Source organism: Bacillus sp. EB V-12, assembly GCF_056158125.1.
Genome location: NZ_JBUXJL010000001.1, coordinates 334,533 through 358,349 on the forward strand (window position 1 = coordinate 334,533; position 23,817 = coordinate 358,349).

Annotated in this window: 26 protein-coding genes; 23 read left to right on the plus strand and 3 right to left on the minus strand. The window is 37.1% G+C overall.

Annotated elements, in window-relative coordinates:
* The first annotated feature begins 4 nt into the window (after positions 1 to 4).
* The 5 genes from yhbY to ACZDYH_RS01755 all read left to right on the plus strand — a co-directional run bounded on the left by yhbY (position 5) and on the right by ACZDYH_RS01755 (position 2,663).
* Positions 5 to 298, plus strand: a complete 294-nt coding sequence (gene yhbY / locus ACZDYH_RS01735) for a ribosome assembly RNA-binding protein YhbY (RefSeq protein ID WP_000955224.1) — start codon at positions 5 to 7, stop codon at positions 296 to 298.
* Positions 299 to 435: 137 nt separating this feature from the next.
* Positions 436 to 1,005, plus strand: coding sequence for a nicotinate-nucleotide adenylyltransferase (nadD, locus tag ACZDYH_RS01740; RefSeq protein ID WP_001226048.1), 570 nt, complete (start codon positions 436 to 438; stop codon positions 1,003 to 1,005).
* Positions 995 to 1,564, plus strand: coding sequence for a bis(5'-nucleosyl)-tetraphosphatase (symmetrical) YqeK (gene yqeK, locus ACZDYH_RS01745; RefSeq protein ID WP_001078477.1), 570 nt, complete (start codon positions 995 to 997; stop codon positions 1,562 to 1,564). Before nadD ends, yqeK begins: the two co-directional genes overlap by 11 nt.
* The gene (gene rsfS, locus ACZDYH_RS01750) at positions 1,561 to 1,917 is read left to right on the plus strand and encodes a ribosome silencing factor (protein ID WP_000998173.1); all 357 of its coding nucleotides are present in this window, start codon (positions 1,561 to 1,563) and stop codon (positions 1,915 to 1,917) included. The genes yqeK and rsfS overlap by 4 nt, the downstream gene beginning before the upstream one ends.
* Positions 1,914 to 2,663: a class I SAM-dependent methyltransferase gene (locus ACZDYH_RS01755; RefSeq protein WP_000873069.1), complete on the plus strand. Its 750-nt coding sequence runs from the start codon at positions 1,914 to 1,916 to the stop codon at positions 2,661 to 2,663. The genes rsfS and ACZDYH_RS01755 overlap by 4 nt, the downstream gene beginning before the upstream one ends.
* Before the next feature lie 171 nt (positions 2,664 to 2,834).
* On the opposite strand, the gene comER is transcribed toward ACZDYH_RS01755, so the two are convergent.
* Positions 2,835 to 3,662, minus strand: a complete 828-nt coding sequence (comER, locus tag ACZDYH_RS01760; RefSeq protein ID WP_001020554.1) for a late competence protein ComER — start codon at positions 3,660 to 3,662, stop codon at positions 2,835 to 2,837.
* A 77-nt stretch (positions 3,663 to 3,739) separates the two neighbouring features.
* Here comER and ACZDYH_RS01765 point away from each other — a divergent pair, with 77 nt between their 5' ends.
* The 3 genes from ACZDYH_RS01765 (at position 3,740) to ACZDYH_RS01775 (ending at position 7,296) form a co-directional block, all read left to right on the plus strand.
* Positions 3,740 to 4,339 carry a helix-hairpin-helix domain-containing protein gene (locus tag ACZDYH_RS01765; RefSeq protein WP_000989944.1) on the plus strand — a complete coding sequence of 200 codons (600 nt, stop codon included), beginning with the start codon at positions 3,740 to 3,742 and terminating at the stop codon, positions 4,337 to 4,339.
* 63 nt (positions 4,340 to 4,402) lie between these two features.
* Positions 4,403 to 4,960 (plus strand): ComE operon protein 2, encoded by a 558-nt coding sequence (locus tag ACZDYH_RS01770; RefSeq protein WP_000439769.1) that lies wholly within the window; start codon positions 4,403 to 4,405, stop codon positions 4,958 to 4,960.
* A gap of 14 nt (positions 4,961 to 4,974) precedes the next feature.
* Entirely contained in the window at positions 4,975 to 7,296 is a 2,322-nt protein-coding gene (locus tag ACZDYH_RS01775) for a DNA internalization-related competence protein ComEC/Rec2 (protein ID WP_001157831.1), read from the plus strand.
* Positions 7,297 to 7,327: 31 nt separating this feature from the next.
* On the opposite strand, the gene ACZDYH_RS01780 is transcribed toward ACZDYH_RS01775, so the two are convergent.
* Positions 7,328 to 7,462, minus strand: coding sequence for a YqzM family protein (locus ACZDYH_RS01780; RefSeq protein ID WP_000997609.1), 135 nt, complete (start codon positions 7,460 to 7,462; stop codon positions 7,328 to 7,330).
* A gap of 346 nt (positions 7,463 to 7,808) precedes the next feature.
* Here ACZDYH_RS01780 and holA point away from each other — a divergent pair, with 346 nt between their 5' ends.
* Positions 7,809 to 8,819: a DNA polymerase III subunit delta gene (gene holA / locus ACZDYH_RS01785; protein WP_001279916.1), complete on the plus strand. Its 1,011-nt coding sequence runs from the start codon at positions 7,809 to 7,811 to the stop codon at positions 8,817 to 8,819.
* Positions 8,820 to 8,902: 83 nt separating this feature from the next.
* Here holA and rpsT read toward each other — a convergent pair whose 3' ends face one another.
* A complete protein-coding gene (gene rpsT, locus ACZDYH_RS01790) occupies positions 8,903 to 9,160 on the minus strand; it encodes a 30S ribosomal protein S20 (protein ID WP_001274011.1) in 258 nt (85 codons plus the stop codon).
* Positions 9,161 to 9,340: 180 nt separating this feature from the next.
* Between rpsT and gpr the strand changes: the two genes are divergently transcribed.
* From gpr to ACZDYH_RS01860, 14 genes are all read left to right on the plus strand, one after another.
* A complete protein-coding gene (gene gpr / locus ACZDYH_RS01795) occupies positions 9,341 to 10,444 on the plus strand; it encodes a GPR endopeptidase (protein ID WP_000662616.1) in 1,104 nt (367 codons plus the stop codon).
* On the plus strand, positions 10,441 to 10,806 hold the full coding sequence (locus ACZDYH_RS01800) for a YqxA family protein (protein ID WP_001215037.1): 366 nt from the start codon (positions 10,441 to 10,443) through the stop codon (positions 10,804 to 10,806). Before gpr ends, ACZDYH_RS01800 begins: the two co-directional genes overlap by 4 nt.
* 210 nt (positions 10,807 to 11,016) lie before the next feature.
* Positions 11,017 to 12,840: an elongation factor 4 gene (lepA, locus tag ACZDYH_RS01805; protein WP_001030949.1), complete on the plus strand. Its 1,824-nt coding sequence runs from the start codon at positions 11,017 to 11,019 to the stop codon at positions 12,838 to 12,840.
* A gap of 130 nt (positions 12,841 to 12,970) precedes the next feature.
* Complete coding sequence (locus ACZDYH_RS01810; protein WP_001293539.1) at positions 12,971 to 13,345, plus strand: winged helix-turn-helix transcriptional regulator; 375 nt, start codon at positions 12,971 to 12,973, stop codon at positions 13,343 to 13,345.
* A gap of 51 nt (positions 13,346 to 13,396) precedes the next feature.
* Positions 13,397 to 14,536, plus strand: coding sequence for a radical SAM family heme chaperone HemW (gene hemW, locus ACZDYH_RS01815; RefSeq protein WP_000249433.1), 1,140 nt, complete (start codon positions 13,397 to 13,399; stop codon positions 14,534 to 14,536).
* Positions 14,537 to 14,669: 133 nt separating this feature from the next.
* Positions 14,670 to 15,686: a heat-inducible transcriptional repressor HrcA gene (gene hrcA / locus ACZDYH_RS01820; RefSeq protein WP_000954941.1), complete on the plus strand. Its 1,017-nt coding sequence runs from the start codon at positions 14,670 to 14,672 to the stop codon at positions 15,684 to 15,686.
* A gap of 114 nt (positions 15,687 to 15,800) precedes the next feature.
* Positions 15,801 to 16,367, plus strand: a complete 567-nt coding sequence (grpE, locus tag ACZDYH_RS01825; protein ID WP_000392711.1) for a nucleotide exchange factor GrpE — start codon at positions 15,801 to 15,803, stop codon at positions 16,365 to 16,367.
* 26 nt (positions 16,368 to 16,393) lie between these two features.
* Entirely contained in the window at positions 16,394 to 18,229 is a 1,836-nt protein-coding gene (gene dnaK, locus ACZDYH_RS01830) for a chaperone protein DnaK (protein WP_000034700.1), read from the plus strand.
* A gap of 204 nt (positions 18,230 to 18,433) precedes the next feature.
* Entirely contained in the window at positions 18,434 to 19,549 is a 1,116-nt protein-coding gene (dnaJ, locus tag ACZDYH_RS01835; protein WP_000043947.1) for a chaperone protein DnaJ, read from the plus strand.
* A 28-nt stretch (positions 19,550 to 19,577) separates the two neighbouring features.
* Entirely contained in the window at positions 19,578 to 20,516 is a 939-nt protein-coding gene (gene prmA, locus ACZDYH_RS01840) for a 50S ribosomal protein L11 methyltransferase (protein ID WP_000872101.1), read from the plus strand.
* A 144-nt stretch (positions 20,517 to 20,660) separates the two neighbouring features.
* Positions 20,661 to 21,410, plus strand: a complete 750-nt coding sequence (locus ACZDYH_RS01845) for a 16S rRNA (uracil(1498)-N(3))-methyltransferase (RefSeq protein ID WP_001190154.1) — start codon at positions 20,661 to 20,663, stop codon at positions 21,408 to 21,410.
* 6 nt (positions 21,411 to 21,416) lie between these two features.
* Positions 21,417 to 22,769 (plus strand): tRNA (N(6)-L-threonylcarbamoyladenosine(37)-C(2))-methylthiotransferase MtaB, encoded by a 1,353-nt coding sequence (gene mtaB, locus ACZDYH_RS01850; protein ID WP_000108679.1) that lies wholly within the window; start codon positions 21,417 to 21,419, stop codon positions 22,767 to 22,769.
* Positions 22,770 to 23,090: 321 nt separating this feature from the next.
* The gene (gene rpsU / locus ACZDYH_RS01855; protein ID WP_000048061.1) at positions 23,091 to 23,264 is read left to right on the plus strand and encodes a 30S ribosomal protein S21; all 174 of its coding nucleotides are present in this window, start codon (positions 23,091 to 23,093) and stop codon (positions 23,262 to 23,264) included.
* A 15-nt stretch (positions 23,265 to 23,279) separates the two neighbouring features.
* Positions 23,280 to 23,723, plus strand: coding sequence for a GatB/YqeY domain-containing protein (locus ACZDYH_RS01860; protein WP_000054562.1), 444 nt, complete (start codon positions 23,280 to 23,282; stop codon positions 23,721 to 23,723).
* The last annotated feature ends 94 nt before the right edge of the window (positions 23,724 to 23,817 follow it).

Below are 23,817 nucleotides of genomic sequence, written 5' to 3' on the forward strand. Positions count from 1 at the left end.
ATATATGTTAACAGGAAAACAAAAAAGATTTTTACGTGCACAAGCACATCATTTAACACCAATTTTTCAAGTAGGAAAAGGCGGAGTAAATGAAAATATGATTAAACAAATCGCAGATACTTTAGAAGCTCGTGAGTTATTTAAAGTAAGTGTATTACAAAACTGTGAATTTGATCGCCGTGAGGTTGCGGAAGAACTTGCAAAAGGTGCACGTGCTGAAATCGTTCAAGTAATTGGAAGCACAATCGTTTTATACAAAGAATCAAGAGAAAATAAACAAATTAAGCTTCCTCGATAAAAAGACTAGCATGCGCTATTTTTATCGTTTATGCGTAATGATGTAGAGAGCGAAACCAATTGAACTTTTATTAATAGCAACTCTCTTCATTCCTAACCGAGGAGAGTTGCTGTATGTAAAAGGAAGGGGCGTTTCTTTTGAGAAAAATTGGCATCATTGGCGGTACATTTGATCCGCCTCACTATGGACATTTGCTAATTGCAAATGAAGTATATCACGCTTTGAACTTGGAAGAAGTATGGTTCTTGCCAAACCAGATTCCGCCACATAAACAAGGGCGGAATATTACAAGTGTAGAAAGTCGTTTACATATGTTAGAGCTCGCGACTGAGGCAGAAGAGCACTTTTCTATTTGTTTAGAAGAGCTAAGTAGGAAGGGCCCATCTTATACGTATGACACTATGTTACAATTGACGAAGAAGTATCCGGATGTGCAGTTTCACTTTATTATTGGTGGGGATATGGTTGAGTATTTACCGAAGTGGTATAACATTGAAGCTTTACTTAATCTTGTAACGTTTGTTGGAGTTGCAAGACCTGGGTATACATTGCATACACCATATAAGATTACTACAGTGGAAATTCCGGAATTTGCAGTTTCTTCATCCTTATTACGTGAGAGATATAAGGAGAAGAAAACGTGTAAATATTTACTTCCCGAAAAAGTACAGGTATATATCGAGAGGAATGGGTTGTATGAATCGTGAGAATGCACTGCATATTGTCAAACAACAAATGCATGAAAAACGTTATATACACACAATTGGTGTAATGGAGACAGCGATTGAGCTTGCTAAGTTATACGGTGTGGACGAAAAAAAAGCAGAGATGGCAGCTATATTCCATGATTATGCGAAATGTAGAGCGATTTCAGAGATGGAAGAGATTATTAAACGTGAAGATTTGCCGAAAGATTTACTTTGCTATAACAAAGAGTTATGGCATGCACCTGTTGGGGCATACTTAGTAGAAAAAGAAGTAGGCATTACGGATTCTGAAATTTTGCAAGCTATTACATATCATACAAGTGGTCATGAGAATATGACGATGTTAGATAAAGTGATTTATGTAGCTGATTACATTGAACCTGGGCGAAAGTTTCCAGGAGTGGAAGAGGCTCGTAAACTCGCATATACGGATATAAATCAAGCTTTATTATTTGCGTTAAAGAGAACAATTCAATTTTTAATGGAAAAAGATCAGACGATTTATCCATTAACATTCCAAACATACAATGCAGTTATCAAGGAGGAAATGAGTAAATGAACGATAAAGATTTATTAGTATTAGCGGCAAAAGCAGCTGATGATAAGAGAGCAGAAGATATGGTTGTCCTAAATATGCAAGGTATTTCACCAATTGCAGATTATTTCATTATTTGTCACGGGAATTCAGACAAACAAGTGCAAGCAATTGCACGTGAAATTAAATCAAAAGCACATGAGTTCCAAATCGACGTACAACGTATGGAAGGGTTTGACGAAGCACGTTGGGTATTAGTTGATCTTGGAGATGTAGTTGCTCATGTATTCCATAAAGATGAGCGTAATCACTATAATTTAGAGCGTCTATGGGGCGATGTGCCACGTGAAGATATTACAGAAGAGTTAGGCCAATGAAATACGAACAATTTGCATTGTTGTACGACGAACTAATGAATGATGTCCCTTATGATAAATGGGTGGAATTTACAGAGGAAAGTTTACAGCAGGCAGATATGAAAGAGGCAAAAATTCTTGATGTAGCATGCGGTACGGGTAATGTAACCCTGCCGCTTGTGCAAAAGGGTTACGATTTAATAGGTGTCGATCTTTCAGAAGAAATGTTAACAGTCGCTCAGCAAAAACTAGGAGGAGAGGGATACTTTATTCCTTTTTATCAACAAGACATGCGAGAGCTTGATGTTCCAGGTGAGTTTGATTGTGTAACCATCTTTTGTGATTCATTAAATTATGTATTGCAAGAAGATGGAGTACAAGAAACATTTAGAAGAGTATTTCACCATTTACGTCAAGATGGTTTGTTTTTATTTGATGTACATTCTTTATATAAAATACATCATGTATTTCAAAATGAAACGTATACAGTGAATGGAGAAGAAATATCTCTTATTTGGAATTGCTTCCCTGGTGAAGAATCAAATAGTGTAGAGCATGATTTAACATTCTTTGTTCAAGATCCGGAAGAAGATGTGTACCATCGGTTTGACGAATGTCACGTGCAACGTGCATATCAAGTGGAAGAGTTAACGAAATGGCTTGAAGAAGCAGGTTTTACAGTGCTTCGTGTAACAGGTGATTTTGAGCGACTTGAAGTTACAGAACAAACAGAGCGTATTTTCTTCATGGCGAAGAAAAACGGATAAAACAAAAGCAACCGAGAAGGTTGCTTTTGTTTTATAAAGAAGATGTATTTTTAGTTCTAGCATAATCTGAAGATCGTATGAGTAAAGTGCGGGAATAGTAGTTGAAGTGAAAATGTATTGTAAAAAAGTAAGTATTTATAAAAAGGATTTGGAATGAAAATGACGTATTTATTATGTGTGTTTATTGAATTGCTGATCAACGCATTCTAAATCTTCATCAAATTTTTCATGTGTTCGCTCGATTAACTTATGGAACATATCTCCAACGTGCTCTTCTAAAACCCGAATGCCTTCCCCAGTAACGCCGCCTTTCACGCAAACCTTTTCTTGTAAGGTAGGTAATGTGAAGATTTCTTTTTCAAGTAATTTCCCCATCCCCACGACCATTTCACTTACTAAAGTAGTAGCCTCTTCGTGTGTAATATTTGTTTTATCTACAGCAGCGTTAATGAAGCATTGTAGTAAATAACTAAAGAAAGCAGGACCGCAACTTGCTATATCAGATGAAACGCGCGTTATATCTTCTTCTATTACAAGAGGTGTAGAAATGTTTTTGAATAGACGAAGTAGTTTTTGTTGCCATTCTTCAGAGCAATTATCTCCAAATGTAAATAGTGAGGCGCCAGAGAGCGCGCGATTTGTGATACTTGGAATGATACGCGCGACGTGGCAAGGTACGAGAGTCTCTAATTGTGATGGAGATATTGGACTTGTAATAGAAACTAAGCACGTTTCATCAGAAAAATGTTCAGCGTATTTTTTTAGGATAGGGTATATATCTATCGGCTTGACACAAATAAAAATAAGTTGTGATTGTTCGATTACTTCCGGGATTGTTTTTGCTATATGAACAGAAGGGTATTTTTCTTTTATATGATATGCTTTTGCAGGCGTCCGATTAATGATTGTAAGGCACGAAGGTTTGACAGCACGGGTTTCTAAAAATGCATCGATTAGTATATTCCCCATGTTTCCTGTCCCTATAATTCCTATGTTCAAAGTTTCATCCCTCCTTCGTAACAGCTTTCTCCTAAACAATATGAATGATGTTATAAATTTATGATTAGAGGTGTAAAATGATGTGGGATTTTCCGAAAAAGTGGTTAGGTTTAGTAGTTATTATTGGAACTTTACTTTTTCTTGTTTTTTGGAAAACGAATCAGAGTGTAGAACGAACGCCTATTACAATGAATGTACAAGAGAAGGAAATCGAAAAAAAGGGTAAACCGAAAATATCGGATACAAAGGAACAGAAAAGAACAATTATAATTGATGTGAAAGGAGCGGTTAGTAAAGAAGGGGTATATGAAATGAAGGAAGGAGATCGCGTAAAGGATGCGGTTCAAAAGGCTGGTGGTTTTTTATCAGAAGTAGATATGAAAAAAGTGAATTTAGCACAAATTGTACAAGATCAAATGCTCCTTTATATACCGAGTAAAAATGAATCAGAACAAGGGGTGCTTACTTCTTCTAAGGAAGATGGCAAGATTCGAATAAATACAGCGGCGAAAGAACAACTAGAAAAAATTACAGGGATTGGCTCTCGAAAGGCAGAAAGTATTTTGAAATATCGAGAAGAACATGGTCCGTTTCAGAAAATAGAAGATTTATTAGAGATTGATGGGATTGGTGCGAAGTCTCTTGAAAAGATAAAAGATCAAATTATTATTCCGTAAAAGATTGACGAAGTTTTTCTTCTTTCGCTACACTACAAGTAGACAAAAAAGTAGGTGAAAAATATGGAACGAATTTCATGGGATCAATATTTTATGACGCAAAGCCATCTACTATCTTTGCGTAGTACATGTACAAGGCTTGCGGTAGGAGCGACAATCGTTCGCGATAAACGAATTATTGCTGGTGGATATAATGGTTCAATTAAAGGTGGCGTACATTGTATAGATGATGGTTGTTACGTAATCGATAATCATTGTGTTCGGACAATTCATGCCGAAATGAATGCTTTATTACAATGTGCCAAGTTTGGTGCGAAAACAGAGGAAGCAGAAATTTACGTTACGCATTTCCCTTGTTTACAATGTTGTAAGGCAATTATTCAAAGTGGTATTACAGCGGTTTATTATGCGCAGGATTATAAAAATCATCCATACGCCATAGAGTTATTTGAACAAGCGAATGTAACAGTGAAACACGTTCCGCTAGAATATGATATTGCTGCATTAGAGGATCAAAAACGTTATACAGAGTTGAAAGAATTATTTGCGTCTTTAGAAAAAGATAATTTATCAATGGAAGAATTACAGCATGTATTCACGAAAGCAAAAATGATGCTATAAGGAGTGAGTATAAGTTGCAAGAACAATGGGGGTATGTTGCAATCTCGTTTATAATAGGGATTGCAATTGCCTTTTCCTCGTCACTTTTATTGATAGTTTTTTGCCTCTTTTTAAATGTTTTCTTCTGTTTATATCGCACTTCGCGTAAAACCTTCATTTTTTGTATTGTAGCGTGCTTTAGTAGCGTTATATACACTTCCTATGTTCAAACGTGGAATAAGCCTCTAGGGGAGTCCTATGGAGTTACAAGAGGGGTTATACAAAATACACCACTTGTTAATGGGGATCGCCTATCTTTTCAATTTGAAGATCAGAATAAAAATATAGTGCAGTTAAGTTATAGAATAAAATCAGCTTTGGAAAAGAAAAAAATGCAACAATTATACGCAGGGATATCATGTGTATTCGAGGGTGAGAGGAAAGAACCGGAAACAGCTCGGAATTTTCATGGTTTTAATTACCGTGATTATTTATACAAACAACATATTCATTTCACATTTGAGGCTACATATATTTCTGAATGCTATAAAACATCACTGTCGCTTACGCAATGGATTCTTCTTTTGAGGCAACAAGCAATCTCGAAAGTTACAGAAATGTTTCCAGAGCAATCAGGTGCTTTTATGAATGCATTACTATTTGGTGATAGACAACAAATGACGTTTGAAGTGGAAGAGCAATATCAACAATTTGGTCTTGTACATTTGTTAGCAATTTCAGGTTCGCACATTGTATTGTTAATGGTAATAGTATATTTTATTTTGCTAAGAAGCGGTGCGACAAGGGAGGTAGCAACAATTTGCCTTATCGTTTGTATTCCTTTGTATATGGTTTTAGCAGGGGCGTCACCCTCTGTTATAAGAGCTTCTATAACAGGAGTTTTGATGTTGATTGCTTTTATGTGCTCGATTCGTTTGTCTAGTTTAGATGCTTTAAGTGTAACAGCTATATGCATGCTTATATATGACCCTTATCTTGTTTTTAATATTGGATTTCAGTTTTCTTTTGTAGGTAGCTTCGCTTTACTTTTGTCTGCTCCGTTATTGTTAGGGAGTAGCAACGGAGTAATCCGGAATTCTATTTATATTTCTATCATTTCACAGCTCGTTAGTACTCCGATTTTGTTATATCACTTTGGTTATTTTTCTCCATATAGCATTCTCCTCAATCTCTTATACGTTCCGTTTTTATCTATCATTGTATTACCATGTAGCATTATTATTTTACTGTGTATGCCAATTGTCCCGTTTCTCGCAAAAGGATTTGCCGATGTATTATCAATAGGCTTGAGTATGTCTAATGATTTTCTAAGTTATTGTGAAAGTTTACCATTTACCCAGCTTATCTTCGGGGAAACGCCCCTCAATCTTGTAGCTGTATATTGCGCGAGTATTGTCAGCATATTGATGGTTTGGGAAAGAAGAGCGCCGAAAAAAATAGTTTGTATAGTTGCAAGTGTATTTCTTTTTATTAGCACATGTCATTATATATATCCATATTTTAGAGGAAGCGGAAGTGTAACATTTATTGATGTTGGACAAGGTGATGCAATATTAATTCGCCTTCCGTATGATAAAGGGATTTATCTTATTGATACAGGTGGAACGCTTCGTGTGAATAAGGAAGAATGGCAACAAAAAAAGCATGAATTTTCTGTTGGGAATGATGTTTTAATACCCTTTTTACAAAAAGAAGGTATTAAAACAATTGATAAATTAATCGTAACGCATGGAGATGCAGATCATATAGGTGCTGCACAAGAATTATTATCATATATACCTGTAAAAGAAGTGGTATTTGGCCGAAAGGGAAAAGATGCAGTATTAGAAAAAGTAGTCAAGAAACAGGCATTAGAAAAGGAAATGAAAATAACTGAAGTGGGGGAAGGGGCGAGTTGGAGTGTAAATGAAGCGGAATTTTTCGTTTTAGCTCCAAAAGGAAAAGAAAAAAGCGAAAATAACGCTTCAATTGTAATATGGGCAAAATTTGGAGGGTTGAAGTGGCTATTTACAGGCGATTTGGAAGAAGAAGGGGAAAAGATTTTAGTAGAGGCATATCCAGATTTACAAGTGGATGTTTTAAAAGTTGCTCATCATGGGAGTAATACGTCATCTATAGAGCCTTTTTTGAACGTCATGCAGCCTCGTGTAGCGATTATATCTGTTGGTAAGCAGAATAGGTATGGACACCCGCATAAAGAAGTGATAGAGCGTTTTGAGAAGATGGGGAGTGCGATATGGCGCACGGACAAGCAAGGTGCTATTTCCTATGTTTTTAAAGGGGAAAATGGAACCTTTAAAAGTAAAATCACATATGATAAAACACATAATAGATGAAAAAGAGAAGACTGCCATGAAGTGGCAGTCTTTAAGAACCGATAAATTTAATAACAGTTGCAATGATGAAAAGTGTTGCGAAAAAACCAAATGAGACGATAAATCCTACCCCTGAATCAATAGCGTCATTGCGTTTACTTTGAACGTTTTGTTCAAAATCATTCATTTAGAATCCCTCCCCAACATTCCACTTTAGTATAAAATATTGTCAGAAAAAAATCTACAATTTCCATATGAAGAGAAAACGAGCTTTTTTGCTACTTTTAAATCATGAAGTAATGTGAGTTTTTCGTTTCCAAGCATGTTAACAGTTGGCACTTATACTCAAATTTTTATTGCGAATAATAAAGGGAAGGTGATTACCGCACACCAATAAGAAACCCGGGGCTTATTGCGTGGCGTTTAATATAAATAAAGGGACGGGTTATAAAGCCTGTTCCTTTGTACTTGTAAAACAAAAGCTAGGGCATTAGTATAAATATATATTGCCAAGTTAGGGAGTAGGAAAAAGTATGAGTGATATACATAAAAAAATTAAAAAGAAACAGTTTGCTCCGTTATATTTACTATATGGAACGGAAGCTTTTTTTATAAATGAAACGATAAAGCTTATTACGACAGAAGCACTTGAAGAAGAAGATCGAGAGTTTAATGTTGTGACATACGATTTAGAAGAAGCGTATTTAGAAGATGTGGTTGAGGATGCGCGTACGCTTCCTTTCTTCGGAGAACGGAAAGTACTGTTAATAAAATCACCGTTATTTTTGACTTCGCAAAAAGAAAAGTTAGAGCAAAATATAAAAATTTTAGAAGAATACATTGGTGAACCTTCTCCATTTTCTATTCTTGTTTTTGTTGCGCCTTACGAAAAACTTGATGAGCGAAAAAAAATTACAAAACTATTAAAGAAAACAGCAGATGTAGTAGAAGCAAATGCGATGCAAATACAGGATGTTCAGAAATGGATTGTTGCTCGTGCAGATGAAGTGCATGTGCATATTGATAACGCGGCTGTTAGTTTGTTGCTAGAGCTTGTGGGAAGTAATGTAACAATGTTGGCGAAGGAAATGGACAAGTTAACGTTATACGTTGGTATGGGTGGAGAGATTACGACGAAACTTGTTGCAGAGCTTGTGCCAAAATCCGTTGAGCAAAATGTATTCGCTTTGACAGAAAAAGTGGTGAAAAAAGATATTGCAGGTGCAATGCAAATTTTGGATGGATTATTTACGCAGCAGGAAGAGCCGATTAAATTGCTTGCGTTATTAGTGAGTCAATTCCGCTTGTTGTATCAAGTGAAAGAGCTACAGCAACGTGGTTATGGACAAAATCAAATTGCGTCTCATATTGGTGTACATCCGTATCGCGTGAAGTTGGCAATGAATCAAACGAAGTTTTTCTCTTTTGAAGAATTAAAAAAAGTGATTATAGAATTAGCGGAAGCTGATTATAGTATGAAGACGGGAAAGATGGATAAGAAACTTGTGCTCGAGTTTTTCTTAATGCGATTAAATCATATGTGATGACACAAAAAAGTTCATGTACTAAGTACATGAACTTTTTTGTATATAAAAAAACGATCCAAATGGATCGTTTTTTAAACGCCTTACGCGTTTACTTGTTTCGCTAAGCGAGATTTTTGACGAGCTGCAGCGTTTTGGTGGATAAGACCTTTACGAGCTGCTTTGTCAAGTTTTTTAGAAGCAGTTTTGAAAGCTTCTTTAGCATTTTCAAGATCGTTATTAGTAACTAAAGCTTCTACAGTTTTAACAGCAGAACGCATGTCAGACTTGATAGAAGCGTTATGTGCACGACGCTCTTCGCTAAGTTTAGCGCGTTTGATAGCAGATTTGATGTTTGCCATACTTTTCACCTCCCTGGTGCAATCGAATGACTCGATTCTTACATAGAACAAGTGATATTCTATCAAACGGTGAAGAGAATTGCAATAGTATATCCATGAAATTTCACGTAAAGGAAAGAATGACCTTATATAACTTTGGGAAATCTAACGATATTTACTATGAATTACGGAGGAGATACGATGAAAGAACCATTAGATTTAAGTAAATATAGCATTAGAACTGACCTTGCTGTAGAAGCTCATCAAATGTTGCAAGAAAGCCAAGAAGAACAAAAAGGGATACAGGGAGTTATTGTAAAAGAGAGAGAAGAAGAGGGGACTATAATTACAAAAGTAACAATTGATGAAGCTGCCTCTGAAGCGATGGGGAAAAAACCTGGAAATTATTTAACGCTTGAAGTACAAGGGATACGTCAGCAAGATACAGAACTTCAACAAAAAGTGGAGCGTATTTTTGCAAAAGAATTTTCTTGTTTCTTAGAAGAGGTTGGAGTTACAAAAGAAGCAAGCTGTTTAATTGTAGGTCTTGGGAATTGGAATGTAACACCAGATGCTCTTGGACCGATAGTTGTAGAAAATGTATTAGTAACGAGACATTTGTTTCAATTACAGCCTGAAAGTGTAGAAGAAGGGTTTAGGCCTGTTAGTGCAATTCGGCCGGGGGTAATGGGAATTACAGGGATCGAAACGAGCGATGTTATTTATGGGATTATTGAGAAGACGAACCCGGACTTTGTAATTGCAATTGATGCATTAGCTGCCCGTTCTATTGAACGAGTAAATAGCACGATACAAATTTCTGATACTGGAATCCATCCTGGATCGGGGGTTGGGAATAAACGTAAAGAACTAAGTAAAGACACATTGGGTATCCCTGTTATCGCAATTGGTGTTCCGACTGTGGTCGATGCTGTTTCGATTACAAGTGATACGATTGATTTTATTTTGAAACATTTCGGCCGAGAGATGAAAGAAGGAAATAAACCTTCACGATCTTTGTTACCAGCGGGATTTTCATTTGGAGAAAAGAAAAAATTAACAGAAGAAGATATGCCGGATGAAAAGAGCAGAAATATGTTTTTAGGTGCTGTTGGTACGTTGGAAGAAGAAGAAAAAAGAAGGCTGATTTATGAAGTGCTATCTCCTCTTGGTCATAATTTAATGGTAACCCCAAAAGAAGTAGATACTTTTATTGAGGATATGGCGAATGTAATAGCGAGTGGTTTAAATGCGGCGCTGCATCATCAAATTGATCAAGATAATACGGGAGCATATACACATTGAGGGGAACAGATGATTATCGTTTGAGTCGCTTTACGCTTTTGTGTATATGTAGTGTGGCTTTATGTTTACTTATGATGATAGCAGGAGTGGCACTTGCTAATCATGGTTTGAAAAGTATGAAAGGTTATCAGCAATTGTCATATGAACAAATAGCTCATATGACAGGGACAGAAAGTACAGGTGCTGAATCAGAAATTTTGGGTAGCTCGTTTTCGGCCTCAGAAAAACAACAACAGTTAGAACGTTTAAGAAGTTTTAATGTTGTAGAAGGAATTGGGATGGCAGTAGCAAGTGTAGCTTATGAAATGACGAAGTTCGGAACGGATATCGTTGTTGGGAAAATAAAAGGAATTTTTAGCTAAGAGTAACATGGGAGGCGGTTGTTTTACTGGTTTGTAAGACAGCCGTTTTAAAATTTGAAAAGGGTTTGTCTCTTATGGTTTATTCGCATAAGATATAGATAGAATGATTTGTATCGTAAGCAGCACGAGTTTTCATTGAATCTTTGTTGCTCTATTGATATAATCAGTGCTAGTGTATATTGGCGAGACTATTAGGAGTTGAGAACATAGATGAATAAAGAAGAAAGAGCAAAAAGACAGTCCAAAATCCGTAATTTCTCTATTATTGCTCATATTGACCACGGAAAATCAACGTTAGCAGACCGTATTTTAGAGAAAACAAACGCGTTAACACAACGTGAAATGAAAGCTCAGTTGCTTGACTCTATGGATTTAGAGCGTGAGCGTGGTATTACAATCAAATTAAACGCAGTACAATTAAACTATAAAGCAAAAGATGGTGAAGAGTATATTCTTCATTTAATTGATACACCAGGACACGTCGACTTTACGTACGAAGTATCTCGTAGTTTAGCGGCTTGTGAAGGCGCGATTCTTGTAGTAGATGCAGCGCAAGGTATTGAAGCGCAAACGTTAGCAAACGTATACTTAGCGCTTGATAATAATTTAGAAATTTTACCAGTTATTAATAAAATCGACTTACCGAGTGCGGATCCAGAACGTGTACGTCAAGAGGTAGAAGATGTAATTGGTTTAGATGCATCAGAAGCGGTACTTGCTTCTGCGAAAGCTGGAATTGGTATTGAAGAAATTTTAGAACAAATTGTTGAAAAAGTACCAGCTCCGGCGGGTGATTCAGAAGAGCCGTTACAATGTATGATTTTCGACTCTTTATATGATCCATACCGCGGTGTAATTGCTTATATCCGTGTTGTAAATGGAACAGTAAAAGTTGGCGATAAAGTACGTATGATGGCAACGGGTAAAGAATTTGAAGTAACAGAAGTAGGTGTATTTACACCGAAAACTACGCAACGTGACGAGTTAACGGTAGGTGATGTAGGTTTCTTAGCAGCATCGATTAAAAATGTTGGTGACACACGCGTTGGTGATACGATTACACATGCGAAACGTCCAGCTGCAGAGCCGTTAGCAGGTTACCGTAAGTTAAACCCGATGGTATTCTGTGGTCTGTATCCAATTGACTCTGCTCGTTATAACGATTTACGTGATGCATTAGAAAAATTAGAGTTAAACGATTCTGCCCTTGAGTTTGAACCAGAAACATCTCAAGCGCTAGGATTTGGTTTCCGTTGTGGTTTCTTAGGACTTCTTCACATGGAAATCATTCAAGAACGTATTGAACGTGAATTTAAGATTGACTTAATTACAACAGCGCCAAGCGTTATTTATAAAGTTTATTTAACTAACGGTGAAGATGTTATTGTTGATAACCCATCTAATATGCCAGATCCACAGTCTATCGATCGTGTAGAAGAGCCGTTTGTGAAGGCTTCAATTATGGTTCCGAATGACTATGTTGGAGCTGTAATGGAGATTTGCCAAGGTAAACGTGGAACGTTTATTGATATGCAATATTTAGATGAAACGCGTGTTACATTAACATATGAAATCCCGTTATCAGAAATCGTATATGACTTCTTTGATCAATTGAAATCAAATACGAAAGGGTATGCATCATTTGACTACGAGTTAATTGGCTATAAACCATCTAAACTTGTGAAAATGGATATTCTTTTAAATAATGAACAAGTGGATGCTTTATCATTTATCGTACACCGTGATTCAGCGTATGACCGTGGTAAAGTAATCGTAGAGAAATTAAAAGAATTAATTCCGAGACAACAGTTCGAAGTGCCAATTCAGGCGACTATCGGAAATAAAGTTGTAGCACGTTCTACAATTAAAGCGATGCGTAAAAACGTACTTGCAAAATGTTACGGCGGTGACATTTCTCGTAAGCGTAAACTTCTTGATAAGCAAAAAGAAGGTAAAAAACGTATGAAGTCTGTTGGCTCTGTAGAAGTACCGCAAGAGGCATTCATGGCTGTACTGAAAATGGATGACAACTAATATTTGAAATAAAAAAGAAGTCGTTTGTGCGGCTTCTTTTTTCTGTATAATTACTTTTTAGACATCTGAGCAGCTCTCATTTACAATAATGAGAGAGCTTTTTAGTTCATATAGAGTTAGGAGATTGTTAATGTCCGAAAATATTCGAAAAGATATTCAAGATAAAATACAAAATGGTAATTTTAATTGTGAAAAGGAATTGACGCTTTCTATTATTAGTGGAAAGTGGAAAGTTGTGATACTGTGGCATCTTGGTGTGGAAGGGCCGCATCGTTTCAGTGAATTACAACGGTTATTCCCAAGCATTTCTCATAAAGTTTTGTCGAACCAATTAAAAGAGTTAATGGAAGATGGGATTGTTGATCGGACAGTATATCCCGAAATTCCTCCTCGCGTTGAGTATTATATGACGGAACTAGGCATGTCACTTTTACCGATCGTTGAAATGATGTATGATTGGGGAAAAATGCGAATGGAACAAATTCGTAATACGTTAGAGAAGTAGAGAACCCTCCGGAGTGCGGAGGTTTTCTTTTTAGAAAGGTAGGAGTTATATTTGGTACAAGCTGCATACATTCATATTCCGTTTTGTCAGCACATTTGTCACTATTGTGATTTTAATAAAGTGTTTATTGAACGCCAACCGGTTGATCAATATTTAGATTATTTAGAGAAGGAAATAATAAATACGGTTCAAAAAGTTCCATTTGATAGTATGAAAACGATTTTTGTGGGTGGGGGAACTCCGACAGCGTTAAATATGGAACAGACAAAAAAATTACTCGAGATTATTAATCGTCATTTGCGTCCGTTCGCCCCGAATTGTGAATTAACATTTGAAGCGAATCCAGGAGATCTACCGAAAGAGAAGCTAAATGTACTGCTAGAAGGTGGAGTAAATCGAATTAGTTTTGGTGTGCAAACGTTCCGTGATGAACTTCTTGAGAAGATCGGGCGCAAGCATACGAGGGAAGATGCATTCCTCGCGATTCGAGAGGCACAGGAAGTAGGCTTTAAAAATATTAATGTAGATATTATTTATGCTTTGCCAGGACAGACGATAGAAGATGTAAAAGAAACATTAGATATTGCTTTTACGCTTGGTGTACAACATTTCTCGGCATATTCATTAATTGTGGAGCCAAAAACAGTGTTTTATAACTTAATGAACAAAGGGAAATTACGTCTTCCGGGTGAAGACCATGAAGCGAAAATGTATGAAATAGTAATGGATGAAATGGAGAAACACGGTTATAACCAGTATGAAATTAGTAATTTCTCAAAAGGTGACAATAAAAGTAGACATAATCTCACATACTGGAATAATGAAGAGTATTATGGATTTGGAGCTGGAGCTCATAGTTATGTGAACGGAGAACGTATACAAAATGTTGGTCCCCTGAAGCAATATTTTAATAAAATTGATGAAACAGGATTTCCGTATTTAGATGTTCACAAAGTGACGGAGAAAGAAAGAATGGAAGAAGAGCTGTTCTTAGGGCTTCGAAAAACAAAAGGTGTTTCTAAAACGGCGTTCCGCAATAAATTTAATGTAGAGATGGATCAAGTTTTCGCGAAGCAGTTACAAAGCAACCAAGAGCAGGGATTGCTTGAAGAGGAAGATGGACATGTGCGTTTAACGCGAAAAGGAAAATTATTAGGGAATGAAGTATTCCAATCATTTTTGATTGACTAATTAAATGTTCTATAGGCGTGAAAAAGTTTCATTATTTCGTGACGTTTCCGTTGACAATTGAATGTCAATTTTGGTAAGTTATTAATAGATTTAGCACTCAAAGACAAAGAGTGCTAACAGAGGTGATGATGAGATGCTTACGGAACGTCAGCTCTTAATTTTACAAACAATTATTGATGACTTTATTGGATCAGCGCAGCCCGTTGGGTCTAGAACGTTGGCTAAAAAAGATGAAATCACATTTAGTTCAGCTACTATTCGAAATGAAATGGCGGACTTAGAAGAATTAGGCTTTATTGAAAAAACGCACAGTTCTTCTGGACGTGTTCCTTCTGAGAAAGGCTACCGATTTTATGTAGACCATCTTTTAGCGCCGCAAAACTTACCGAACGCTGAAATTGTACAAATTAAAGATTTATTTGCTGAAAGAATTTTTGAAGCGGAAAAAATTGCACAGCAATCTGCTCAAATTTTATCAGAACTTACGAATTATACGGCAATTGTTCTTGGACCGAAGTTAAGTACAAATAAACTTAAAAATGTACAAATTGTGCCGCTTGATCGTCAAACTGCAGTCGCTATTATTGTAACCGATACAGGGCATGTACAAAGTAAAACGATTACCGTTCCGGAATCTGTTGATTTATCAGATTTAGAAAAAATGGTTAATATTTTAAATGAAAAGCTATCTGGCGTACCGATGGAAGAACTTCATAATAAAATCTTTAAGGAAATTGTTACAGTTTTACGTGGGTATGTTCATAATTACGATAGTGCAATAAAAATGTTGGATGGTACATTTCAAGTTCCGTTATCGGAAAAGATATACTTTGGAGGAAAAGCAAATATGCTTTCGCAGCCAGAGTTCCATGACATTCAAAAGGTTAGATCTTTACTTACCATGATTGATAATGAAGCCGAATTTTATGACATTTTGCGTCATAAACAAGTCGGGATTCAAGTGAAAATTGGTAGGGAAAACTCTTCGACGGCTATGGAGGATTGTAGTTTAATTTCTGCAACATATTCGATCGGCGAAGAGCAACTTGGAACAATTGCTATTTTAGGTCCTACGAGAATGCAATACTCTCGTGTAATTAGTTTGTTACAGTTATTTACGAGACAATTTACTGATGGGCTTAAAAAGTAAATGAGAGTAATACATTCGCTCAAGTGATGAAATTTTCATTGCTGTGTGTAATATATAATGCTTAGGTAATCATGCTATGCATGATACCTAATACCTTTTAAGGAGGTGAATATTGTGGAAGAGCGTAACGAACAAGTGGTAGAAGAAGTAAAAGAAGCGCAAGTTGAAGAAGCTGTCACGCCAGAAAACAGTGAAGAAACTGTAGAAGAAAAAAGTGAGGCTGCTCTTTTACAAGAAAAAGTAGATGAGTTACAAGCGAAACTAACGGAAACGGAAGGTCGCACATTACGTCTACAAGCTGATTTTGAAAATTATAAGCGCCGTGTCCAAATGGATAAACAGGCTGCTGAAAAATATAGAGCACAAAGTCTAGTTTCAGACATCTTGCCAGCTCTTGATAATTTTGAAAGAGCAATGCAAGTGGAAGCGACTGATGAGCAAACGAAATCCTTGTTACAAGGTATGGAAATGGTGCATCGTCAATTGTTAGAAGCGCTGACTAAAGAAGGTGTGGAAGTGATTGAAGCTGTTGGTAAACAGTTTGATCCTAATGAACACCAAGCTATTATGCAAGTGGAAGATAGTGAATTTGAATCAAACGCGGTTGTGGAAGAATTCCAAAAAGGTTATAAATTAAAAGACCGTGTGATTCGCCCATCAATGGTAAAAGTAAATCAATAATTTACATAAAACTAGGAGGATTCGCCATGAGTAAAATTATCGGTATTGACTTAGGTACAACAAACTCTTGTGTAGCTGTTATGGAAGGTGGAGAACCAAAGGTTATCCCAAATCCAGAAGGGAACCGTACAACACCTTCTGTTGTAGCTTTCAAAAATGAAGAACGTCAAGTTGGGGAAGTTGCAAAGCGCCAAGCAATTACAAACCCAAATACAATCATGTCTGTTAAACGTCATATGGGTACAGACTACAAAGTAGAAGTTGAAGGTAAAGATTATACACCTCAAGAAATTTCTGCCATCATTTTACAAAACTTAAAAGCTTCTGCTGAAGCATACTTAGGTGAAACAGTAACGAAAGCTGTTATTACAGTACCTGCATACTTCAACGATGCAGAGCGTCAAGCAACGAAAGATGCTGGTCGTATCGCTGGTTTAGAAGTTGAGCGTATCATTAACGAGCCAACAGCAGCAGCACTTGCTTACGGTTTAGAAAAACAAGACGAAGAACAAAAAATCTTAGTATATGACTTAGGTGGCGGTACATTTGACGTATCTATCCTTGAGTTAGCAGACGGCACATTCGAAGTTATTTCAACTGCTGGTGACAACCGTCTTGGTGGCGATGACTTTGACCAAGTTATCATCGATCACTTAGTAGCTGAGTTCAAAAAAGAAAATAACATTGATTTAAGCCAAGATAAAATGGCGCTTCAACGCTTGAAAGATGCAGCTGAAAAAGCGAAAAAAGATCTTTCTGGTGTAACACAAACTCAAATTTCATTACCATTCATTAGTGCTGGAGCTGCTGGTCCATTACACTTAGAATTAACGTTAACAAGAGCGAAATTCGAAGAGCTTTCAGCAGGTCTTGTTGAAAGAACATTAGAGCCAACTCGTCGTGCATTAAAAGACGCTGGTTTTGCGCCAAGCGAATTAGATAAAGTTATTCTTGTTGGTGGATCTACTCGTATCCCAGCTGTACAAGAAGCTATTAAACGTGAAACTGGTAAAGAGCCATATAAAGGTGTAAACCCTGATGAAGTTGTAGCATTAGGTGCTGCAGTTCAAGGTGGCGTACTTACTGGAGATGTAGAAGGCGTTCTATTATTAGACGTAACTCCACTTTCTTTAGGTATTGAAACTATGGGTGGCGTGTTCACGAAATTAATTGAGCGTAACACTACAATTCCAACAAGTAAGTCACAAGTATTCTCGACAGCTGCTGATAATCAACCAGCAGTAGACATTCACGTATTACAAGGTGAGCGTCCAATGTCAGCTGACAACAAAACGTTAGGTCGTTTCCAATTAACTGACCTTCCGCCAGCACCACGTGGTATTCCACAAATCGAAGTAACATTCGATATTGATGCGAACGGTATCGTTAACGTACGTGCGAAAGACTTAGGAACAAGCAAAGAGCAAGCTATTACAATCCAATCTTCTTCAGGTCTTTCTGATGAAGAAGTAGAACGTATGGTACAAGAAGCGGAAGCAAATGCTGACGCTGACCAAAAACGTAAGGAAGAAGTTGAACTTCGTAACGAAGCTGACCAACTTGTATTCCAAACAGACAAAGTTGTAAAAGATTTAGAAGGTAAAGTAGATGCAGCTGAAGTTGCAAAAGCAACAGAAGCGAAAGAAGCATTACAAGCTGCAATTGAGAAAAACGAGCTTGAAGAAATTCGTGCGAAAAAAGATGCTTTACAAGAAATCGTACAACAATTAACTGTTAAATTATACGAGCAAGCTCAAGCAGCTGCTGGTCAAGCAGAAGGTGCGCAAGGTGCACAAGACGCTGGCGCGAAGAAAGACAATGTAGTTGACGCTGAATTTGAAGAAGTAAAAGAAGACAAGTAATTCAACTGTAAACATAATAAGTAAGATGACAAAAAGTCAAAGTCAAGCGTGCCTTGACTTTGGCTTTTTTCACGAATGAGAAGCGATGTGTGAGGATCTTAAGTTTTTCGCTTTGCATACTGTAAGTGAGGAAACTTTGTTGCAAAGCACTTTCTTTCGGTGTTAAAATTACGTTTATGTGAAAGATTCGGGGGTTGTAAATTTATGAGTAAACGAGACTATTATGAGGTCCTTGGACTTAGCAAGGGCGCTTCAACAGATGAAATAAAAAAAGCGTATCGTCGTTTGGCTAAAAAATACCATCCAGACGTAAGCAAAGAAGAAAATGCAATTGAAAAGTTTAAAGAAGTACAAGAAGCATATGAAGTGTTAAGTGATGATCAAAAGCGTGCGCAGTACGATCAATTTGGTCATGCTGGTGCAAATCAAGGATTCGGTGGATTTGGCGGCGGAGGAGACTTCGGCGGTGGCTTCGGTTTTGAAGATATATTTAGTTCTTTCTTTGGCGGTGGCGGCGGCAGACGTCGTGATCCAAATGCTCCGCGCCAAGGTGCTGACTTACAATATCAAGTCACTTTAGATTTTGAAGAAGCTATTTTTGGTAAGGAATTAAATGTGGAAATTCCAGTAGAAGATCCATGTGATACTTGTAAAGGTAGTGGAGCAAAACCAGGAACTTCAAAAGAAACATGTAAACATTGTTCAGGTTCTGGTCAAGTGAGTGTTGAACAAAACACACCGTTTGGTCGTATCGTAAACCGTCAAGCTTGTGGTCATTGTTCAGGAACTGGACAAATTATTAAAGAAAAATGTACGACATGTCACGGTTCAGGTAAAGTTCGTAAACGTAAAAAAATCAATGTTAAAATTCCAGCGGGTATCGATAATGGTCAACAAATTCGAGTGTCTGGAAAAGGTGAAGCCGGCGTAAATGGCGGACCAGCAGGAGACTTATATGTTGTCGTTCATGTAAGAAATCATGAATTCTTCGAGCGTGAAGGAGATCACATTATTTGCGAAATGCCATTAACATTTGCGCAAATGGCGCTTGGTGATGAAGTGGAAGTTCCTACTGTTCATGGTAAAGTGAAGCTGAAAATTCCAGCAGGAACACAAACTGGAACAGAATTCCGCTTAAAAGGAAAAGGTGCTCCGAATGTACGTGGATACGGCCAAGGAGATCAATATGTAGTCGTTCGTGTTGTTGTACCGACGAAATTGACTTCACAGCAAAAAGATTTATTACGTGAATTTGCAGGACAAGAAGAGCAGGATGATAGTTTATTCGGAAAGCTTAAACGTGCTTTCAAAGGGGAATAATGGAAATAAAAAATGGAGTTGGTAAATTGTGAAATGGTCAGAAATTAGTATTCATACAACAGAAGAAGCAGTAGAAGCTGTCTCTCATATTTTACATGAAGCTGGTGCTAGTGGAGTTGCGATTGAGGATCCAGCGGAGTTAACGAAAGAGCGCGAGCAACAATATGGTGAAATTTATGCATTGAACCCAGATGAATATCCGGCGGAAGGTGTATTAATAAAAGCGTATTTCCCGCAAACGGATTCTTTACATGAAACGATTGCAGGTGTAAAATCATCTATTGATGTGCTTCCATCTTACGACATCGAAATTGGTACTGGAAATATTACCGTTAACGAAGTCAATGAAGAAGATTGGGCTACTGCTTGGAAAAAATATTACCATCCAGTACAAATTTCTGATACATTCACAATCGTACCGACTTGGGAAGAATATACACCATCTTCTCCTGATGAAAAAATCATTGAATTAGACCCGGGTATGGCGTTTGGTACAGGAACTCATCCAACAACAACGATGTGTATCCGTGCTTTAGAAAAAACAGTACAGCCAGGTGACAACATTATTGATGTAGGAACAGGTTCTGGTGTACTTAGTATTGCAGCAGCAAAATTAGGTGCGTCTTCTGTTCAAGCGTATGATTTAGATCCGGTTGCGGTTGAAAGTGCAGAAATGAATGTACGTTTAAATAAAACAGATGATATCGTGTCTGTTGGACAAAATAGTCTTTTAGAAGGTATTGAAGGTCCAGTTGATTTAATCGTAGCTAACTTATTAGCAGAAATTATTCTATTATTCCCTGAAGATGCAGCAAGAGTTGTGAAGTCAGGTGGATTATTTATTACATCGGGCATTATTGCTGCGAAGGAAAAAGTAATTTCTGAGGCGCTAGAAAAAGCTGGATTTACAATTGAAGAAGTGTTACGAATGGAAGATTGGGTAGCAATTATTGCACGAAATGCGTAATATAGATTTTAGTCTATAATGAAAAGGGGAGTCTCTCACTATAAGGTGAGGGACTTGCCGTTTGTTATATGAAAAATGATAACGTTTCGTTCTTTTCGTAAGTGTTGACTTACGAAAGGAACGAAACTCTACTAAGGTGATTATATGCAACGTTATTTTGTAGAAGAGAAATATGTAAATGAGACAAGTATTCGCATTGTAGGTGATGACGTACATCATATCGCAAGAGTGATGCGTATGTCAGCTGGTGATCATATTTATTGCTGTGTAAATGGAAAAACAGCAGTATGTTCAATTGATGAAATTACCAGTGAATTTATTAATACGGCTATTGTAGAATGGGTAGAGGCGTCAAGTGAACTTCCTGTTTTCGTGACGATTGCAAGTGGACTGCCAAAAGGAGACAAGCTAGAGTTAATTTTTCAAAAAGGAACTGAGCTTGGGGCAGCTGCATTCTTACCATTTCAAGCATCTCGCTCTATCGTAAAATGGGATGCGAAAAAAGCTGATAAAAAAGTTGAGCGTTTAAGAAAAATTGTGAAAGAAGCTGCGGAACAATCACATAGAAGTGAAATTCCAGAAGTACATGCTCCGGCATCATTTAAGCAATTGCTTTCAATGAGTGGTGAGTATGATGCTTGTCTTGTTGCTTACGAAGAGGAAGCAAAACAAGGCGAGAAATCTAATTTTGCGAAAGCTTTAACGACAATGAAACCAGGTCAAAAGCTATTGATTGTATTTGGCCCAGAAGGCGGTTTAGCTGAGGAAGAGATTACAGCGCTTCGTGAACATAAATTTGTACCATGTAGTTTAGGACCAAGAATTTTAAGAACAGAAACGGCGCCGTTATACGCGTTAAGTGCTGCTTCGTATCATTTTGAATTGATGGGGTGATGATCAATGTCAACTGTTGCGTTCCATACGTTAGGTTGTAAAGTAAACCACTATGAAACAGAAGCCATTTGGCAATTGTTTAAACAAGGTGGTTATGAAAGAACAGAATATGAAAAGAAAGCTGATGTATATGTTATTAACACATGTACAGTAACGAATACTGGGGACAAAAAAAGCCGTCAAGTAATCAGACGTGCTGTGCGTCAAAATCCAGATGCAGTTATTTGCGTAACGGGATGTTATGCACAAACATCTCCAGCTGAAATTATGGCGATTCCAGGTGTAGATATTGTAGTTGGTACACAGGATCGTGAAAAGATGTTAGGTTACATCGAAGAATTCCGTAAAGAGCGTCAACCAATTAATGCTGTCCGCAATATTATGAAAACACGTGTGTACGAAGAACTTGATGTACCTTATTTCACGGATCGTACACGTGCGTCTTTAAAAATACAAGAGGGTTGCAATAACTTCTGTACATTCTGTATCATTCCTTGGGCGCGCGGTTTAATGCGTTCTCGTGATGGAAAAGAAGTTATTAAACAAGCGCAACAATTAGTGGATGCAGGCTATAAAGAAATCGTATTAACGGGTATTCATACAGGTGGATACGGCGAAGACATAAAAGATTATAACTTAGCTGGATTACTTCGTGATATGGAAGCGGAAGTAGGCGGATTAAAACGTCTTCGTATTTCTTCTATTGAAGCGAGTCAAATTTCAGATGAAGTAATTGAAGTGTTAGATAAATCTGAAGTAGTTGTACGTCACTTGCATATTCCGTTGCAATCTGGTTCTAATACTGTATTAAAACGTATGCGTCGTAAATATACGATGGAATTCTTCCAAGAGCGTTTAGATCGTTTGAAAGAAGCGTTACCAGGCCTTGCGATTACATCTGACGTAATCGTTGGTTTCCCAGGTGAAACAGAAGAAGAATTCATGGAAACATACAATTTCATTAAAGAGAACCGCTTCTCTGAGTTACATGTGTTCCCTTACTCAAAACGTACAGGAACACCTGCAGCACGCATGGAAGATCAAGTTCCTGAAGATGTGAAGAATGATCGTGTTCATCGTTTAATTGAGCTATCTAATCAATTAGCGAAAGAATATGCATCAGCGTTTGAAGGTGAAGTGCTTGAAATCATTCCAGAAGAGCAATTTAAAGACGGCGACCGTGAAGGGTTATATGTAGGGTATACAGATAACTACTTGAAAATTGTATTTGAAGGATCAGAAGAATTAATTGGTAAGCTAGTGAAAGTGAAAATTACGAAAGCTGGTTATCCATATAACGAAGCGCAATTTGTTCGTGTTCTTGAAGATGATGTGAAAAAAGAATCAGCAAGCGCATAAAAAAGAGCGTGCAACCGGAAACGGTTTGCATGCTTTCTTTATTTGAAGCGGTTAAGTACTAGAAGGTGGAGAGGCATTTCGTGCATCCCTGTATGAAAAAAGTTGAAATGATAAAAATATAGTTGTCTTCATGAAAGAAGGATACTAGCTATTTGTATAACTTTTGAAAAGGAAATGCTTCTATTCTTCTTTTATTCTGCCAAATAGTTGACCTGAAGTGATAAAATGTATTATAATCGTAAAAGACATGCTGAAGAAGTGTTTCTTTTTGCATGCTGAAGTTAGTATGTAAGTGTGATGTTTCGGAGGGAGGGAAAGAGAATGTCAAAAACAGTCGTTCGTAAAAACGAGTCTTTGGAGGATGCACTTCGCCGTTTTAAAAGATCGGTTTCTAAAACTGGTACACTTGCTGAAGCAAGAAAGCGCGAGTTTTATGAAAAACCAAGTGTAAAACGTAAGAAGAAATCTGAAGCGGCAAGAAAGCGTAAATTCTAAGAGAGGGTGTAAGTTATGAGTCTTCTCGGTCGTTTAAACGATGATATGAAACAAGCGATGAAGAATAAACAAAAAGAAAAATTAACCGTTATTCGTATGGTTAAGGCTGCTTTACAAAATGAAGGTATTAAACTGCAACATACTCTTACTGAAGAAGAGGAAATAACAGTTTTAGCTCGTGAAGTAAAACAGTATAAGGACTCCCTCCTTGAATTTAAAAAAGCTGGTCGTGAAGACCTTGTTAATAAACTGCAAAGTGAAATTCAGATTTTAAGCGCATATTTGCCAGAGCAATTAACTGAAGAAGAACTAGTTGATGTAATCAAGCAAGTTATTTCTGAAGTTGGTGCGACTTCTAAAGCAGATATGGGTAAGGTGATGACTGCTGTTATGCCGAAAGTAAAAGGTAAAACAGACGGATCACTTGTGAATAAGCTGGTTATCCAGCTATTAGCATAAAAAAACGTCTCATTTCGTATGAGACGTTTTTTTATTGTTCTGATTAAGGAGAAACGCTATATTGCTTAAAAGGCGTTTCTGTAAGTGATAAAAA

What these genes read in the sequence shown, in the direction of transcription:
- dnaJ (WP_000043947.1), top strand. Translation starts at nt 18,434, where the DNA reads ATGAGTAAACGAGACTATTATGAGGTCCTTGGACTTAGCAAGGGCGCT.
- holA (WP_001279916.1), top strand. Translation starts at nt 7,809, where the DNA reads ATGAGTGATATACATAAAAAAATTAAAAAGAAACAGTTTGCTCCGTTA.
- mtaB (WP_000108679.1), top strand. Translation starts at nt 21,417, where the DNA reads ATGTCAACTGTTGCGTTCCATACGTTAGGTTGTAAAGTAAACCACTAT.
- rpsT (WP_001274011.1), bottom strand. Translation starts at nt 9,160, where the DNA reads ATGGCAAACATCAAATCTGCTATCAAACGCGCTAAACTTAGCGAAGAG.
- ACZDYH_RS01770 (WP_000439769.1), top strand. Translation starts at nt 4,403, where the DNA reads ATGGAACGAATTTCATGGGATCAATATTTTATGACGCAAAGCCATCTA.
- dnaK (WP_000034700.1), top strand. Translation starts at nt 16,394, where the DNA reads ATGAGTAAAATTATCGGTATTGACTTAGGTACAACAAACTCTTGTGTA.
- ACZDYH_RS01780 (WP_000997609.1), bottom strand. Translation starts at nt 7,462, where the DNA reads ATGAATGATTTTGAACAAAACGTTCAAAGTAAACGCAATGACGCTATT.
- ACZDYH_RS01810 (WP_001293539.1), top strand. Translation starts at nt 12,971, where the DNA reads ATGTCCGAAAATATTCGAAAAGATATTCAAGATAAAATACAAAATGGT.
- ACZDYH_RS01755 (WP_000873069.1), top strand. Translation starts at nt 1,914, where the DNA reads ATGAAATACGAACAATTTGCATTGTTGTACGACGAACTAATGAATGAT.
- rpsU (WP_000048061.1), top strand. Translation starts at nt 23,091, where the DNA reads ATGTCAAAAACAGTCGTTCGTAAAAACGAGTCTTTGGAGGATGCACTT.
- ACZDYH_RS01845 (WP_001190154.1), top strand. Translation starts at nt 20,661, where the DNA reads ATGCAACGTTATTTTGTAGAAGAGAAATATGTAAATGAGACAAGTATT.
- rsfS (WP_000998173.1), top strand. Translation starts at nt 1,561, where the DNA reads ATGAACGATAAAGATTTATTAGTATTAGCGGCAAAAGCAGCTGATGAT.
- hrcA (WP_000954941.1), top strand. Translation starts at nt 14,670, where the DNA reads ATGCTTACGGAACGTCAGCTCTTAATTTTACAAACAATTATTGATGAC.
- lepA (WP_001030949.1), top strand. Translation starts at nt 11,017, where the DNA reads ATGAATAAAGAAGAAAGAGCAAAAAGACAGTCCAAAATCCGTAATTTC.
- gpr (WP_000662616.1), top strand. Translation starts at nt 9,341, where the DNA reads ATGAAAGAACCATTAGATTTAAGTAAATATAGCATTAGAACTGACCTT.
- yhbY (WP_000955224.1), top strand. Translation starts at nt 5, where the DNA reads ATGTTAACAGGAAAACAAAAAAGATTTTTACGTGCACAAGCACATCAT.
- ACZDYH_RS01860 (WP_000054562.1), top strand. Translation starts at nt 23,280, where the DNA reads ATGAGTCTTCTCGGTCGTTTAAACGATGATATGAAACAAGCGATGAAG.
- ACZDYH_RS01765 (WP_000989944.1), top strand. Translation starts at nt 3,740, where the DNA reads ATGATGTGGGATTTTCCGAAAAAGTGGTTAGGTTTAGTAGTTATTATT.
- yqeK (WP_001078477.1), top strand. Translation starts at nt 995, where the DNA reads ATGAATCGTGAGAATGCACTGCATATTGTCAAACAACAAATGCATGAA.